Source organism: Streptococcus cristatus ATCC 51100, assembly GCF_000222765.1.
GTDB classification, from domain to species: domain Bacteria; phylum Bacillota; class Bacilli; order Lactobacillales; family Streptococcaceae; genus Streptococcus; species Streptococcus cristatus.
Genome location: NZ_AFUE01000008.1, coordinates 250,289 through 266,921, shown reverse-complemented (window position 1 = coordinate 266,921; position 16,633 = coordinate 250,289). Strand labels below are relative to the sequence as shown.

Sequence of the window (16,633 nt, the reverse complement as noted above, 5' to 3'; positions counted from 1 at the left end):
ACTATAATTACATTATACCACGATTCGAGTGAAAATAGATAGATTCTGCCTATTTTTTAGAAAATAAACTGTTTTTCAGTTTCATTTTCATTGTGTTACAACAGATAAAGTCTTCCATTTTTCTTAAAATTGCCTCTCTCCGTTTCCAGCGTTCTCCATAAAAAAGCCGCCCTAGAGGGCGACCTTTTCGGAGATTGTTATGAAAAAAAGGTGCGGAACTATAGCTATAACAGCTGCTCATCTGTTAAACTAAATGACTCCTTCTATCAAATAAAGTTAAGAGGTCTTCATTTGGTGCTTTTAGTATACTGCACCATACTTAAAAGAAGCTTAAGCTGGTTTTAATCATTATTTACTAAAATAGCTAACGTTTCGTAGGGTTTCAAAGTCATGGTCACGGCTACTGCTGGCTCCTCGTAATTCGAAATCAGCACCTGACCGCTTTGATAGTCTGGTAGGATGTCCACGGTAATTGGGTCAGCATAGAAGTTGTTAAGGACTAAAAGCTTTTGTCCTTGCCACTCCCGCTCAAAGGCATAGACCTGAGGACTGTCCTCATAGGCTGGCTGATAGCTGCCCTCTGCGATGATAGGCAATTCCTTACGCAGAGCAATCAATTCCTGATAAAAGGTAAAGATCGGTCCCTTGATTTCATTTTCCACATTGATGAGAGGATAGGATTTGCCCACCTTCAGCCATGGAGTTCCTGTTGTAAAACCTGCATTGACTGAATCATCCCACTGCATAGGCGTCCGAGAATTATCACGAGATTTAGCCTTGATAATCCTGAAGGCTGCTTCTGGTGATTGACCTTCAGCAAGCAGAGTCTGGTAAGCATTGAGAGACTCGACATCCACATAATCTTCCATGGAATCGTAGTCAGGATCCACCATGCCAATCTCCTCACCCATGTAGATATAAGGCGTCCCGCGCGACAGATGAATACTGGCTGCCAACATGGTCGCTCCTTCATTGCGGAAATTCTCCACATCGACAAAGCGGTTGAGAGCTCGTGGCTGATCATGGTTGTTCCAAAAGAGAGCCGACCAACCGTCGTGTTCGCTCATTTCCTTGCCCCAAGTATGGAAGAGGCGTTTTAACTCTTCAAAGTCAAAGGCCTTAAGCGTCCACTTCTGTCCATCCTCATAGTCCACCTTGAGATGATGGAAATTAAAGGCCATAGATAGCTCCTGCCGATCTGGTGCGGTGTAAAGGATGCAATTTTCAATCGTCGTAGCACTCATTTCACCAACCGTCATAACAGAATCGTCCTGCCCAAAGGTCGCTTCATTCATCATACGAAGATAGTCATGCACGATTGGCTTATCAGTATAGGCTGGCTTCCCATCCTGCTCTGGACAGTCCGCCAGAACCTCATCCTTTCCGATAACATTGATGACATCAAAGCGGAAGCCCTTGACTCCTTTGTCTCGCCAAAAATTCACCACCTTGAAGAGTTCTTGACGAACATTGGGATTGCGCCAGTTAAGATCAGCTTGAGTGACATCATAGAGATGCAGATAATATTTACCCGTATCGCCAAATGGCGCCCAGGCACTGCCACCAAACTTGGATAGCCAGTCCGTCGGCTCATCCCGAAGGATAAAGAAATCCTGATAGTAGGAATCCCCAGCCAGCGCCTTTTGGAACCACTCATGCTCAATCGAGCAATGATTGAGAACCATGTCCAGCATAAAGTCAATACCATGCTGCTGGCCGACCTTGACCATCTCTTCAAAATCTGCCATATCTCCAAAGATAGGGTCTACCGCAGTGTAATCAAAAATATCGTAACCATTGTCCCGCTGTGGACTCGGATAGAAAGGATTGAGCCAGATCATGTCCACTCCCAGCTCTTTTAAGTAAGGAAGTTTTTCAATAATTCCGCGAAAATCTCCCAAACCATTGCCAGTCGTGTCTTTAAAAGATTTTGGATAAATTTGGTAGACAACCTTTGTTTTATCAAGTGTCATATTTTCTCCTTTTTTGATAAAAGGGAGGGGCTCAGAGCCACCATCCCACGAGTTAAGTATTTTTAGATGCGTTTTGCTGTCATCAATTTATCACCGCGTTTGATATGGCTAGGATACTCTCCACTTATATCTGCTACAAAAGCATCCTGGTTGGTGATAATGATAGGTGTTTCTGTCACGAGACCTGCAGCCTTGATGACATCCATATCGAAGCTAATCAGTTTTTGTCCAATCGTCACATGATCGCCTTGCTCAATATGGGCTTCAAAGCCCTTGCCGTCTAGACCGACCGTATCCATACCGATATGCATAAGCATTTCCACACCCTCGTCCGATACGATGCCGACGGCATGTTTGGTTGGGAAGAGAACAGTCACCGTACCGTTCACAGGTGACACTAACTCACCTTCACTTGGCTCAATCACTAAGCCTTGGCCCATTACGCCAGATGAAAATACTGGATCAGTTGCCTGACTGAGTTCTTTTACTTGACCAGCAAGAGGGCTGACGATTTCTACTAGTGCGACAATCTTTGTTTCCTGATGAGCGAATTCTGCTTCTTCTTGAGCTGCAAATTCTGCTTGCAGTTCTGTATCGTCTTCCGTTTTTGTGAAAAATCCTGCTTTGCGGAAGAAGAAGGTCAAAGCCATTGGTACAACGATTGCAACAAGCATAACCCCTGCAAATGGAATCATATATTTTGCTTGGATAGAAAGGATTCCTGGCAAACCACCAATACCGATAGCATTGGCCGTGATATTAAAGGTTACAGAGAGCAAACCTGCAATAGATGAACCAATCATCCCCGCTACAAATGGATAGATGTACTTGACATTGACCCCAAAGAGAGCAGGCTCAGTAATACCGAGATAAGCTGAAATAGTAGCTGGCAAGGAAATTTGTGCTTCCCGCTCATTATGGCGATTCATAAGATAATAAGCAAAGACAGCTGAACCTTGAGCAATATTGGATAGAGCAATCATTGGCCAAAGACCAGTACCACCGACATCAGCCACTAGCTGAGTATCAATCGCATTGGTCATATGATGAAGACCAGTGATGACAAATGGAGCGTAAAGCGCACCAAAAATTGCACCAAAGAGCCATTTAACCGGACCGGTTAAACCTGCAAGAACGACCGTTGAAAGCCCCTGACCGATTGTCCACCCGATAGGACCCAAAACTGTATGAGCCAGAATCAGAGCTGGAATCAATGATAAGAAGGGCACAAAAATCATAGACACTACTTCTGGAATACGTTTCCGCCAGAAAATTTCTAGATAAGACAGGGACAAACCTGCTAGAAGAGCTGGGATAACCTGAGCTTGGTAACCAATACGATTGACAGTGAAGAAGCCGAAATCCCAAACCCAATCCTTCGCAATTTCAGCTGCTGGTGTAGATGCTACTGCGTAAGCATTGAGCAGCTGCGGTGACACCAGACAGATCCCCAAGACAATCCCAAGAATTTGACTAGTTCCCATCTTACGAGAAACAGACCAAGTGATTCCTACTGGCAAGAATTGGAAAATCGCTTCACCTGGAAGCCACAAGAAATGGTTGATCCCAGCCCAGAATTGAGATACTTCTGTGATGGTTTTCCCATCCAACATAGACCAATGCACGCCTTCAAGGACATTCCGAAAGCCGAGGATCAATCCACCGACAATCAAGGCTGGAATGATTGGAGTGAAGATTTCAGCTAGAGTCGTCATGACCCGCTGAACTGGATTTTGATTACTCTTAGCTGCTGACTTGGCTGCTTCTTTGGAAACACCTTCGATACCTGATACAGCTGTGAAATCATTATAAAAAATCGGTACGTCATTTCCAATGATGACTTGGAACTGTCCAGCATTGGTAAAGGTTCCTTTTACGACTGGAATGGCTTCAATGGCCTTAACATTAGCTTTCTTTTCATCACCAAGTACGAAACGCATCCGAGTCGCACAATGAGTGACCGCTGTGACATTCTCTTTGCCGCCAATCACCTTCAGCAAATCTTTAGCTTCCTTTTCAAATTTTCCCATTTGACTTGTGGCTGGAAATCATCCAGCACTCTCCTTATATTTTTGATGTCGCTAGTTTCTTAACTAGCTTACAAACTAAATTGTAATCGATAACAATCTTGTATGCAACTTGTTTGTTGCAAAAACACAAAATTTTTGCTAAAATTTTGATAGTTGTATGGTAAAAAAAATACAAGAGAGGGATTAATGAAGAAATACAAACAATTATTCAAACAACTTGAAAGAGATATTTTAGGTGAAAAATACCAGTTCGGTGACTTTCTTCCTAGTGAACATCAGCTGATGGAAATCTACCAAGTCAGTCGGGATACGGTTCGTAAGGCTTTAGCGCTCTTGCAAGAAGAGGGACTGATTGAGAAAGTGCGGGGGCAGGGCTCCAAAGTCGTCAAACAGGAACAACTAGATTTCCCTGTTTCTAACTTAACCAGCTATCAAGAATTAGTGGCACAGCACCAGCTTCAGTCCAAGACCAATGTCATCAGCCTTGATAAAATCACTGTAGATAAAAAGCTCTCAAAAACAACCGGCTTTCCAGAGTACCGCTTGGTTTGGCGCATTGTCCGACAGCGAGTGGTCGACAACATTGCTTCTGTCTTGGATATTGACTATCTAGATAAAAGCTTGGTGCCAGATCTGACCAGAGAAATCGGGGAACATTCTATCTATTCCTACTTGGAAGAAACCTTAAAGCTTAACATTGCCTATGCCAGAAAAGAAATTACCATCGATCATGTTAGTAGCCAAGACCATATCCTTCTGGACATCGGCCGAGACCAACATGTCGTTTCCATTAAATCTCAGGTCTATCTAGCTGACGGTCGCCAATTTCAATACACAGAGAGTCGACACAAATTAGATAAATTTCGCTTTGTGGACTTTGCTACTCGGCAGAAAGAATGAAATCTTGATTCAGCAAACATAAAAAATCTCCTCTGTCAGCTAAAATCTAGCGAGCAGAGGAGTTTTCCTGTTCTTTGGTTTGTTGTTTAGTTTTATATGTTTTTTATATTTAGGAGATGATATGAAAAATTTATGAAATGTTGATACGAGAATCTATTTCTTGCTTCTATTGCTAGTACTGGTTAGGCTGCTTCGTTTAACTTGGAGCGAATGAATGATTTCTGATAGGTTACTTTTACTTTATATGTCATTGGACTGCCCTCGTTTCTTATTTGTTGAGACTAGTATAGGACTTTCAGCTTAAGCATTCCTTATAAAAATCTTGCGGAAAACTTAAAACAAAAGAAGCTGAATTTATTTTTCAGCTTCTTCATCTTCTTCAATCATTTCAGATATTTCCACTTTTACCTTAGTGACACGGCCATTTTTAACCTTGTCATTGGTCAAAATCAGTTTTTTATTCTGGCTTTCAACTTCATAGCTGAGCCGTTCTGTTGGATTTGGAATAGTTCCAACACCAGTCAGATAATAACCAGCAATAGTGTCCACATCATCACTATCGATTTCAACTTCAAAATATTCATTAAAGTCATTGAGGGTCATCGTTCCTAAAACAATGTAGGTATTCTCACCGATTTCATGAACCTCTATAGCAACCTTGTCTGTTTCATCTTCGATTTCACCGACGATTTCTTCCAACAAGTCTTCGAGCGTCACGAGACCTGCCATACCACCATACTCATCCAGCAGAATCGCCATTTGATTTTGGGTATTCCGGAGAGATTTGAGCAAATCATCCACGAAAATCGTTTCAGGGACAAAGAGTGGCTCTTGCAGAATCTTACGGAGATTTAGATTGTCGAATCCATTAGCGAAGGCTTCATTTAGCAAGCGCTTGGTATGAATCAAACCGATCACATTGTCCTTATCGCCATCATAGACAGGAATTCGTGAGAAATTTTGCTTGAGGATACTTTCAACGATTTCCTTGGTATCATCCTGAATATCAACCATAAAGGCATCTGTCCGTGGCACCATGAGTTCACGCGCCACCATTTCATCCAGCGAGAAAATCCCCTGCAGCATTTCGATTTCATCTGCATCCAGCGTCTCCTCACTATTGGTCAGCATGTACTCAATCTCATCTCGGGTCATTTTTTCATCTGCATCATCAAACTTCATCGGCGTCATCTGACTGAGAAGATTGGTAGAGGCTGAAAGCAACCAGACGAAAGGACTGACAATTTTCCCGAGGAAGATAATCACTGGTGCAGTCCGAATAGCCAAACTATCCTTAAGATTCATAGCGATTCTCTTCGGATAAAGCTCCCCTAAAACAATAGAAATATAGGTAAGGAGGGCAAGAGCCAAGAAACTAGCAACTGCATGTGCCGTCTTGGAATCACCCATCCAAGAAGCAAAGATTTTCCCTAGATTATCCGCAAAGCTTGCCCCCGACAGGATATTAATGACGGTGATACCGACCTGAATCGTTGACAGAAAGTTATTAGGGCTTTCAAGAACTTTTAATAAACGAACATATTTGGCATCGCCTTCCTCGGCTTTTTGCTCGACGCGAGCTCGATTGAGCGACACCATCGCCATCTCAGAAGCTGAGAAAAAGGCATTTAGTAAGGTTAAAACAAATAGCAGTATTGCTTGCAATAAAATACTCTGACTGCCAGGGTCTTCCATGGATTCTTCTCCTAAAAATTATAATCATCTTTGATTATAACATATTTTTGGGATTCGTGCACAAGGATTTATAGGAAAGCGTTTTGCAGATTAATCCTCTAAGTCCTGCAAGACTTTTTCTAGCCGGGAAATAGCTCCAACAGGCAGGGCTGTCTTGGGATATTTCTGATTAAAGGCCAATAGAAAGTTTAAACGAACCTGCATTCTTTCACGAATGAGCTGTCTGTATTTGTCGTCAAAGTTTGGAACAGCATAGCCCTTATAATCCAAGTATTCAAAACCTTCCAAAGGACCAAAAGGCTTAAATTGAGCCCTTCCCTCTACAATCTGCTCGATAATATCTAAAGATACTTCCTTTGATATACCCTTGCCCATATAAAAACCAGTATTGATAATGTAGCAAGCGACCCCTGACTCAAATAAACGACGGAATTTCCGATAATCTTCCACCAATGGATAGACTCGGAAAGGATTGGCATAAGGCTCAATAACCAGGTCTTCGTGCAAGCCAGTGACATTCTCGGCATTGGAGCGCTTGGTCATCAGGGTGCAGCCCATTGTGGAAGCCATCAGCGGATCATTGATCTTAACCAGAGGCGGCAGAGAGTCATCTTTCATAATCCAGAAGATAGCGTTGATGGGCTCATCAATTCTGTCTACTCGATTTGGAGTCGCAAAGCGCGATTTGACAGTCCGTCCATTCCCGTTACGGATGTCCTCTGTTACTAGCTTTTTCCGCCCATTTTCATCCAGCGTCACTCCACAGTTCTGCACGGTGACAAAGAAATCCTGCTCACTATGACCTGTAGGATAGTCATTGGTCTTGTCAAAGTAAGACGGTTCGAGGGCAATAGAGGAGCCATCCTTGACCGAGATAATGAAGGCATCGTCATGGAGAACCTTAATGTCATATTTATGGTCATGTTTAGCATGCGTCAATGTAGATTTTCCTGAGCCTGATAGCCCAAAGAAAGATGCAACATAGTCTTCTTTTTCCGTCTTCTGCTTGAAGATTTTCAGACCTCCGTGGCAGGCAACATAGCCATTTCTAGCAGCCGTTCCCCAAGCCAAAGTCAAGGTTGCCTTTTTCAGCTCCCCGAAATAATTTAAGCCCAGAATAACAGCGCAATTATGATTGGTATCAAAGTAAACCAAACCTTCTGGATAGTCTGGATGCTTCCATTTAGGGTCAAAAAAGACAAAGATATCATTTTCCTCGTACTTTTTAGAAGCTCGTAAGCGGTTCTTAAATTCCTCGTCCAAAATCTGGAAATTCAAGAGCCAAGAATAGAGATTATTGATTTCTTCCTGAGGCACCATCAGATGGGCGCAAACCATGAAGTCCTCATCCAGCCCTACGACTGCATCTGCCTTATAAAAGGTCCTCTGATGTGCCTGATAAACAGCACTACGAACCAGAAACAGCAAGTGCTCATCTTCCTGACGATCTCTGCCATAAATTCGTCTAGCCTTGGCAGTTCGGCCGACAACAGCCCCCGAGTTAGTTAATAAAACGCGGGCATAAGAAGGAAGTCCCAGCTCCTTAGTATGAATCACTGGCATGTCCAGCACAACCGTTCCAGCAGCTACCGAGGCCAGTTGATAGGCCTCTTCTACGGTCTTGATTGCCTGCACCTGATTCTCATAAAAGGCTGTCTCTACAATGGTCTTCAAGGGCGAAAAATAAGAAGAATCTTTTCTTATTTCTTGCGGAGAAAATTTACGACGTGTTACCATAACGATACCTCCTTTATGCTATTACTATTATTTTAGCATAAATATCCAATGATGAACCATGAAAAATGCAGTAAAAAAGAGTTTGGGACAAAAGTCCGAAATCAAATATAAAAAGCGGACAAAACTAGTTTTCTGGTAATCAGAATTCTGCTTTGTTCGCTTTTTGCATTTAATAATAGATTTGAAGGGCTTAATAATTAAGATTTTTAAAAATTAAAATCTTTTTGTCCCAGACTCCTCAATTGTTTTTGGATTGTCTAGCAAGACGCAGTGGTTGAGTGGGCTCTACTACGCTGATTTCATCAGCTTTTACAGCCCTACTCAACTGTGCGGAGGTGAGACGACGAAATCGAATTCTAACGAATTACCGATTTCTGTCCCACTCTCCTATTTTTTTATAATACCAAATTCTTCATTCTTCTTTTGCTGCTGAGCTTCTTTGTGATTATCATAAAGATTGGCGAGGAATTTCACGATTTCCTTGAGGATAGAGTAGGTCGGAATCGCTACAATCATGCCCATAATACCATAGATATTACTTGAAAGAAGCAAGAGAACCATAATCGTAATAGGGTGCACCTTCATAACGCTCCCAACAATACGAGGATAGAGGATATTCCCATCAATCTGCTGGATGATCAACATATAGATCAAGGCTTCCAGCATTTTATGAGGGTCGGTAAAAAAGTAGGTGATCAACATGGGAATTAAGCCGATACTAGGACCTACATAAGGGATCAAGTTAGCCAAAGCTGAAAAAATCGCAAAGACCAAAGCATACTTGAGTCCAATAACACTGTAACCAATATAAGCTAAGGTCCCAATCAGCAAGGCATCTATCGAAATACCACTGATATAACGGGCAACGGTCGCATTGAGATTGGTCAAGAGAGTTGATATATTGAGTTTATCGCGCTTGAGAACTGTCCGCTCCAACATAGGCAAAAGCTTGTGTCCATCCATTAGGAAGTAGACCAAAAAAATCGGCGTCATGATGAGAATCATGAGGGTGTTGATGACAGCAGACACCACACTACCCAGACTATTGGTAACACTATTTAGAATATTTTGTAGAATATCTACATAGGACAGGTTAAGCTGCTGGATAGTAGACTGAATATTTAAACTCTTAAATAAAGGATTTTTGGATAATTGATTGACAAAACTCTGGATTTCCCAATAGAGATTCTGCGTCGAGTTGATCAAGCTGGACAGCTGGTTGATCAAAATTGGCAAGAGGTAGATTACTCCGACTGTCACTAGGCCAAACAGTAGGAGAAGAGTGATTAAAATCCCAAAAATTCGATTGATTTTCAACTTTTTTTCGAGCAGTGTCACCAAAGGATTTGTGATATAGTAGAGAAATCCTCCCATAACAAAAGGAATTAAAATCGTATTGATAACGCTCACCACCGGCGTAATCATATCTCCCATCTGGCGCCAGATAAAAAAGATAATCGTCAGCAGCAAGACTTCACTGGTCCAAAACATTAACTTACTTTTATGAAACATCTTTACTCTCCTCCAAGTTATTTTACCATAATTTATCATAAAATAAAGGTGATTTCATAAAATCAAGTAGAAAAACGAAAACATTATTAAGTTCGAAGAACTTGGCTAGTCAGAAAAGATCTCGCCATCAAAATCTAAATCAGACAAATAAAAAATCACCTGAAAGCAAGAGCTGAAAAGCAAAGTCTTTCAAGTGATTTTTGATATCACTTCCATCAGGAAGCAGATGATCAATTGATAATACTATAAAAGTTTAAAATCTTAAGCAGATGATTAGCCCTTAATCGGGATTGAAATCTCAATCAAACTATTGGCATAGATCGTCCGAATGGCAGAGGCGTCAATATTCTTTTGGTCAATTTTTCGTTTCAAAAAGAATTCTCTAATTTTTTCAATTTCTTGCTCTCGTATCGCACGATGCTTATTTGAAATGAGAATTTCGTAATGGCTAGGAGCCTCTGTGAAAATAACATCACTATTGCCCGCAGAATAAACTTCTACAAGCGTTGCGTCTGTGCTTTCCAACTGATTTTTTACTAATTCTGCGTGGGTATTCGTCGTATTTATAAGCTTCATTCATTTGCCTCCTACCTTAAATCGTCGCTATTATTATAACACGTTTTTCAGGAATTGTGAACGATTACCTGTAATTTATATCATTTTACATATAGCAGGTTAGTTATTCTAATATTTGCGCTTCCACTGCTCAATTCCCCATTTATGGCTGCCACGTTTCAATTTTTCTATTGCAAGATCTACAGGAAACCATGCTAGATTATTAAAGTCTTCCAGTGGCTTCTCCACTTCTTGATAAGAAAGGGCTTCGTAAATATAGGCAGGATTATAGAAATGCGTGTCCCGATGGCGAGAATAAAAATACTCGTCCGCCTGGCCAAAGTAATCTCCTACTTGGATGCTAAAGCCAAGCTCTTCCAGCAATTCCCGCTCGAGAGTAGCCAGCTGGTCCTCTCCTTCTTCCATTTGTCCTCCAGGAAGAAACCACGCACCATTAGGTGCCTGTACCAAAATGATATTTTCTTTCTTTTCATCCGGAATCACTGCGTAAACTCCATAGCGTGTCACATACTCGACATTTTCCTCATGAACTCCAAAAACTGGATGGGTCATTATCTTTCCTCATTCCTTCTAATCTTTACTACTATCATAAATAACTTATACTAGCCTGTCAAGAGTTTGAACTTATTTTTTCAGCTTTCACAAGGAAGCTTAGCCCCTTAGTTCTCAAGTAAAAAAGCCCGCCTCAGTTGAGACGGGACTTCTTCTACTAGCCATCAGTCAAACCTATTCATGTTAGACTGGATTATTTTTCTTCAAATCCTTCTGCAACTGCATCCGCAAAGTTTTCTTCTACGATGCTTGCACAGTGGTCACAAATAACTGCATGGTAGCTACGGTCTGCAGTAGTTGGATCGATACGACGGCAACGGTCACATACTTCACCTGCAGCGCGTTCAACTGTGAAGGCAACATCCTCAAAGCTAACTGCGCCTTCTGGAGCTGCTCCTTCTGCGATGGTCAATTCTGACACGATCAAAAGTTGAGCTACATTGCTATCCACTGCTCCGAGAAGAGTTTTCACGATTTCATTAGGATAAACAGTCAAGTGAGCTTCAAGTGATTTACCGATCACTTTGGCATTACGAGCTTCTTCCAGAGCTTTTTGAGCTTGTCCACGGAAGTCCATGAAAGCTGCCCAGGTATCCAAGATTTCTTCCTGGTTAGCAAATGTTTGAGCTTCTGGCAATTCTGACAACTGAACAAAGTCTTCAGCTTCAAACTCAAGATATGACCAGATTTCTTCCGCTGTGTGAGGAAGGATTGGTGTCAAGAGTTTGGTGATTTTGACAAGAATGTCATAGAAGACAGTCTGCATTTGGCGACGTTCAAATGATTTCGCACCTTCGATGTAGACAACGTCTTTAGCGAAGTCAAGATAGAAGGCTGACAAGTCAACGTTGATAAAGTTCACCAATGCCTTGTAGATTGTCAAAAATTCAAAATCAGCATAAGCATCACGAATGGTCTTGACAAGCTGGTTAAAGCGAATAGTCATGTACTTATCAACAGAACGAAGCTCATCGTAAGCGACTGCGTCCTGCGCTGGGTTAAAGTCAGATGTATTGGCAATCAAGAAACGAAGGGTGTTACGGATCTTACGGTAAGTTTCAGAAACTTGGCTCAAGATATCCACAGAGATACGCACGTCGTTGCTTGAATCAACACTTGTTACCCAAAGACGCAAAATTTCAGCGCCGAATTGTTTTTCAACATCGCTTGGAGCAATGGTATTTCCAAGAGATTTAGACATCTTCTCACCCTTACCATCAAGAGCAAATCCTTGTGATAAGATTTGTTTGTATGGTGCTACGCCATGGTTGGCAACAGATGTGATGAGTGAAGAGTTGAACCAACCACGGTATTGGTCAGAACCTTCAAGGTAGAGGTCAGCTGGGTATTGGAGTTCTGGACGGTTGACCACTACTCCATTCCATGATGAACCTGAGTCAAACCATACGTCCATGATATCCGTTTCTTTCTTAAACTCGCTATTTGGTGAACCTGGATGTGTAAATCCTTCTGGCAAGAGGTCTTTGGCATCACGTTCCCACCAGACAATAGAGCCATGCTCTTCAAAGAGTTGAGCCACATGTTCAATGGTCTCAGCTGTCATGATTGGTGTGCCGTCTTCTGCGTAGAAGATAGGAAGCGGAACTCCCCAAGCACGTTGACGAGAGATAACCCAGTCGCCACGATCACGAATCATGTTGTAAAGACGAACTTTACCCCATTCTGAGTGGAATTTCACTTTTTCAATTTCGTCTAAGATTTCTTGGCGGAATTTAGATACAGAAGCAAACCATTGTGGAACTGCACGCCAGATGATTGGTTTTTTCGTACGCCAGTCAAATGGATATGAGTGAGAAATTTCTTCTTGAGCAAGAAGAAGATTACCAAGTTTCTCGATAACAGTTGGTACAACCTTGTCGTAGAATTGACCTTCGAACTCAGCACCTGCATTGGCCATCATAATCCCGCGTTCGTTAACTGTTACAGCAACTTCAAGACCGTTGGCAACACCAACATTGTAGTCATCCTCACCAAAACCAGGCGCTGTATGGACGATACCTGTACCAGAGTCTGTCGTAACGTGGTCACCAAGGATCACCAACTCATCTACTGCTGTATCCCATGGGTGCTTTGTCACGATGTGGTTCAATTCTTGACCACGGTAGGTCGCCAAAACTTGAACATCAACCCAGCCAAATTTCTCAGACAAGCTGTTCAACAATTCTGCAGCAATCACAAACTTACGAGCTTCGCCAGCAGGTTGTACGACTACGTAGTCAATATCTGCTCCAACTGTCAATCCACGAGAAGCTGTGATGGTAAATGGAGTCGTTGTCCATACGACAATATAGGTGTCTGTATCTAGAACACCTTTCCCATCTTTAACTGGATTGGCATAATAAAGGGAAGTTGAAAGCAAGTCATGGTATTCAATTTCCGCTTCAGCCAGGGCTGACTCAGAAGACCATGACCAGTAAACTGGCTTGGCACCACGGTAGATATAGCCTTTCTTAGCCATTTCACCAAAGACACGGATTTGAGCCGCTTCATAGTCCGGAGTCAAGGTCACATAAGGATTTTCCCAGTCACCAGAAACACCCAAACGTTTAAAGTCTTCTCGTTGCTTATCTACTTGAGAAAGAGCATACTCACGGCAAAGTTTCAAGTACTCAACCAAGTCCATTTCTTTGCGTTTAACACCCTGTTTTGCCAATACTTGCTCGATTGGCAGACCATGTGTATCCCAACCTGGGATGTAAGGCGCATAAAATCCTGACATTGATTTTGAACGAACAATAATATCTTTAGAAATCTTGTTCATCGCGTGTCCAACGTGGATATTTCCGTTTGCATATGGAGGTCCATCATGCAAGATGAAATGCGGTTTCCCTTGGTTTAATTCTTGACGACGTTGGTAAAGTTTTGCTTCTTCCCATTCTTTTTGCCAGATTGGTTCTTTATTTGGCAAGCCAGCACGCATTGGAAATGCAGTTTTCCCAAGATTCAGGGTTTCTTTGAGTTTCATTTAGTCTCCTTATTCCATTATAATTTTCAAAATAAAAAACCACAAACTTCTCCGAAAGGACGAAAATTCGTGGTACCACCTTTGTTTAGACAGGAAAAAACCTGTCCCTCTTAGCCTGTAACGTAGGCAGACGTCGTTTCTTACTCGATTCAGAAACGATGAAGCAGAATGATAAATCAAACAAAAGGGATTACAGGTCTCTCACCACCACCTGCTCGCTGAAAATATTTTATTTGCCTTGTGTTTCTGCACTTATAAAAGATCTACTTGAACTTTAGAATCTTCATCCAAATCTGAAAGTTCTCCAGATTCTAAAATTTCTTTCTGTTGTGCTTGGATCAGCTCTTCATCTATAGTCTGAAGAGTCTGTGTTTCTGCCAAATCTCGATTTGCTTGCTCAATTCGTTCTTGCAATTCAGCTAATTCTTCAGGTGAGAATTGGCGCGTAACATCCACTTCTTCCTCTAGCTCGACTTTTTCTCCAAGCGCTTCTTCAACTACCATTTTAAAGGCTTCATCACTAGTTTGAAGATAGGTAGCAGTCGGGCGAAGAATGTCTTCCCAATCTTGAGAATCAACAATACTTAGCTGACTTTCAATTGTCGATTTAAGACGTTGATGGAAGACACGCGTTTTATTTTTCAATTCTTCTGTTTCAACAGCCACTCTCTTAGCATTGTCTGTTGCCTGACGAAGAATATCATTAGCCTTATACTTGGCTCTATCTAACAAGCGTTGCGCATCTTGCTCTGCTTGCTGCACAATATTTCCGGAACGTTCTTGCGCTGCTTGTTTGACCCGCTCTGCTGTGTCTTGCGCAATCAAAACGGACTGACTAAGCGAATCTTTCATTTCATCAAAATAAATTAGGCGCTCTTCAAGATTGCGGATTTTTGCTTCTTTCTCATGATTCTCGCGGATTAGCTCCTCATAATCATTGACAATGATATCAAGAAATTCTTCAACTTCATCAATATCATACCCTCTAAATTTGGTCGAAAAAGCTTTATCTCTAATATCTAATGATGTTAGTGCCATATTTCCTCCTTATTTGCTAGGTAATAATTCAACTGTTAGTTTATGCTTCCCGTTTTTGGAAAAACCATTTTCTGTTAAAATCTTAAATCTTCCATATTTCCTAACGCTAATCAAATCCCCCAGAGAGAGCTGGTGACTAGGGTTATCAATGGTTCTGTAGTTCTGCTTTACCTGCTTCCCCATGATTAGTTCCACAGCTTGACTACGTGATAATTTAAAGACTGTCGCTACCAGCTTATCCAATCTGAGACTAGAGACCAAAACATCTGTTGTTTTAGTCACCGGTGCATCTTGTAACTGATCTTTGAAATCAACTCTTCTTAGCCGAACTGGAACTTTAGCTATTTTAGAAACATTCGTAATGAAATATTCTTCTAATCTTCTATCCACAAATACTTGTGCACGGTCATCCACGACGATGATATCGCCAAACGTCCGCCTCTCAATTCCTAGCTGATGCAAAAGAGTTCCCATAATTTGTGAATGAGTTACCTTGTAGAACTTACTTGCATAGGTAATCTCTAGCAAGACCACATCAAAATCTTCGAGTTCTAATTGATAATAGCTAGGTGCAATCAACACTTTAGCAAACTCACTTGGAAAATAATCTGAACTAGCAAATACTTGCACATCATATTGCTTACTCAAATTTTTGAGAATATTGACCTGATGAGGATTCAAAAAAGCAGTCGTCTCATAGCTATATTGATTTTCTACTCTTTGAAGCAATTCCATGCTTTTATCCAGAAAATCTTGATCATCCTGAGAAAAATGCTGATAGATATTGTTTACCATAGCAATAACAAGGAAGCGAGGAAGTGTAGAAATAAGGTATCAAGCACTCTCAAGGCAAAAAGTGCCACCAGAACAGTAAAGTCTAATCTACCAAACTGCAAAGGTAACCTGCGGAATAAACGCAAAAATGGTTCAACCAGAGAACCGACAAGCCTTCCTAGGGCTGTTTGGTAAGCTCCAGGGAACCAAGACAAGAGTGCATAGATGAAGACGAGAAGGGAGTAAAGATCAATTAGATTAGAAACTAATTTTAAAATAAAATAAATCATTAATTATCTGCTGCGTTTCATATCAAAATCGTATTCACTCAGATCCACATCGTTGGGAAGGCGAATATCTTCTACATTGACGACAACATTGATTGGAGTAAGCAAGTACATGGTACTCGCAACTTTTCTCAAGTTCCCAGCCAAAACATAGCGTGCCCCATCAAGATAATCCAAGCAACGTCTTGCTTGTACCTCCGTCATATATTGAAAATCAATTAAGATACTCTCATTCGCCACAAGTAAATCAACAACCTCTGTCGCTTCCTCATATTTTTTCGGATAGCGAACATCAATCGTAACCTTCTCACTAGATTTCACTCGATGCTGAGCCAGTTCTTGTTGGCGAGCATGCAATCTAGTGATGTTTTCCGTTGCCGGTTTTTGTTGGACTTGTGAAGAAACTGAACGAGTACGTGCGCTTTCCTTTGCTGATGCAGCCGGAACTGGCTCGATCTCTGCAGGCTTCAAAACAGAATCAGATTCATCTAAAGGCTGTACTGGTAAGTCAGACTTTTCTCCATCTTCTGTAAAGTATTCTATAAATTTATCAAATTTATCTTTAAATGACAT

The 16,633-nt window shown here is 41.5% G+C and carries 13 protein-coding genes and 1 other annotated feature; of the genes, 1 reads left to right on the top strand and 12 read right to left on the bottom strand.

The annotated features are described in order from the left end of the window. Positions 1–341 precede the first annotated feature (341 nt). Both treC and treP read right to left on the bottom strand, forming a co-directional pair. Positions 342–1,973, bottom strand: coding sequence for an alpha,alpha-phosphotrehalase (gene treC / locus HMPREF9960_RS08015; protein ID WP_005590788.1), 1,632 nt, complete (start codon positions 1,971–1,973; stop codon positions 342–344). A 62-nt stretch (positions 1,974–2,035) separates the two neighbouring features. Beyond that, positions 2,036–4,003: a PTS system trehalose-specific EIIBC component gene (gene treP, locus HMPREF9960_RS08010; RefSeq protein ID WP_005590789.1), complete on the bottom strand. Its 1,968-nt coding sequence runs from the start codon at positions 4,001–4,003 to the stop codon at positions 2,036–2,038. A 186-nt stretch (positions 4,004–4,189) separates the two neighbouring features. Between treP and treR the strand changes: the two genes are divergently transcribed. Further along, positions 4,190–4,903, top strand: coding sequence for a trehalose operon repressor (treR, locus tag HMPREF9960_RS08005; RefSeq protein ID WP_005590790.1), 714 nt, complete (start codon positions 4,190–4,192; stop codon positions 4,901–4,903). Positions 4,904–5,257: 354 nt separating this feature from the next. On the opposite strand, the gene HMPREF9960_RS08000 is transcribed toward treR, so the two are convergent. From HMPREF9960_RS08000 to HMPREF9960_RS07955, 10 genes are all read right to left on the bottom strand, one after another. Further along, positions 5,258–6,598: a hemolysin family protein gene (locus tag HMPREF9960_RS08000; protein WP_005590792.1), complete on the bottom strand. Its 1,341-nt coding sequence runs from the start codon at positions 6,596–6,598 to the stop codon at positions 5,258–5,260. Between the two features lie 90 nt (positions 6,599–6,688). Continuing rightward, positions 6,689–8,335: a phosphoenolpyruvate carboxykinase (ATP) gene (locus tag HMPREF9960_RS07995; RefSeq protein WP_005590793.1), complete on the bottom strand. Its 1,647-nt coding sequence runs from the start codon at positions 8,333–8,335 to the stop codon at positions 6,689–6,691. 387 nt (positions 8,336–8,722) lie between these two features. Continuing rightward, the gene (locus HMPREF9960_RS07990; protein WP_005592432.1) at positions 8,723–9,847 is read right to left on the bottom strand and encodes an AI-2E family transporter; all 1,125 of its coding nucleotides are present in this window, start codon (positions 9,845–9,847) and stop codon (positions 8,723–8,725) included. A gap of 273 nt (positions 9,848–10,120) precedes the next feature. Continuing rightward, positions 10,121–10,423, bottom strand: coding sequence for a DUF1827 family protein (locus HMPREF9960_RS07985; protein WP_005590795.1), 303 nt, complete (start codon positions 10,421–10,423; stop codon positions 10,121–10,123). Between the two features lie 108 nt (positions 10,424–10,531). Then, on the bottom strand, positions 10,532–10,975 hold the full coding sequence (locus tag HMPREF9960_RS07980; protein WP_005590796.1) for an NUDIX domain-containing protein: 444 nt from the start codon (positions 10,973–10,975) through the stop codon (positions 10,532–10,534). A 193-nt stretch (positions 10,976–11,168) separates the two neighbouring features. Then, the gene (gene ileS / locus HMPREF9960_RS07975) at positions 11,169–13,961 is read right to left on the bottom strand and encodes an isoleucine--tRNA ligase (protein WP_005590797.1); all 2,793 of its coding nucleotides are present in this window, start codon (positions 13,959–13,961) and stop codon (positions 11,169–11,171) included. 52 nt (positions 13,962–14,013) lie between these two features. Next, positions 14,014–14,217: a binding site (T-box leader), on the bottom strand. Beyond that, positions 14,214–14,999 carry a DivIVA domain-containing protein gene (locus tag HMPREF9960_RS07970; protein WP_005590798.1) on the bottom strand — a complete coding sequence of 262 codons (786 nt, stop codon included), beginning with the start codon at positions 14,997–14,999 and terminating at the stop codon, positions 14,214–14,216. It overlaps the preceding feature by 4 nt. Before the next feature lie 9 nt (positions 15,000–15,008). Beyond that, on the bottom strand, positions 15,009–15,794 hold the full coding sequence (locus tag HMPREF9960_RS07965) for a YlmH family RNA-binding protein (protein WP_005590799.1): 786 nt from the start codon (positions 15,792–15,794) through the stop codon (positions 15,009–15,011). Beyond that, positions 15,788–16,063, bottom strand: a complete 276-nt coding sequence (locus HMPREF9960_RS07960) for a YggT family protein (protein WP_005590800.1) — start codon at positions 16,061–16,063, stop codon at positions 15,788–15,790. Before HMPREF9960_RS07960 ends, HMPREF9960_RS07965 begins: the two co-directional genes overlap by 7 nt. Before the next feature lie 3 nt (positions 16,064–16,066). Further along, entirely contained in the window at positions 16,067–16,633 is a 567-nt protein-coding gene (locus tag HMPREF9960_RS07955; RefSeq protein ID WP_005590801.1) for a cell division protein SepF, read from the bottom strand.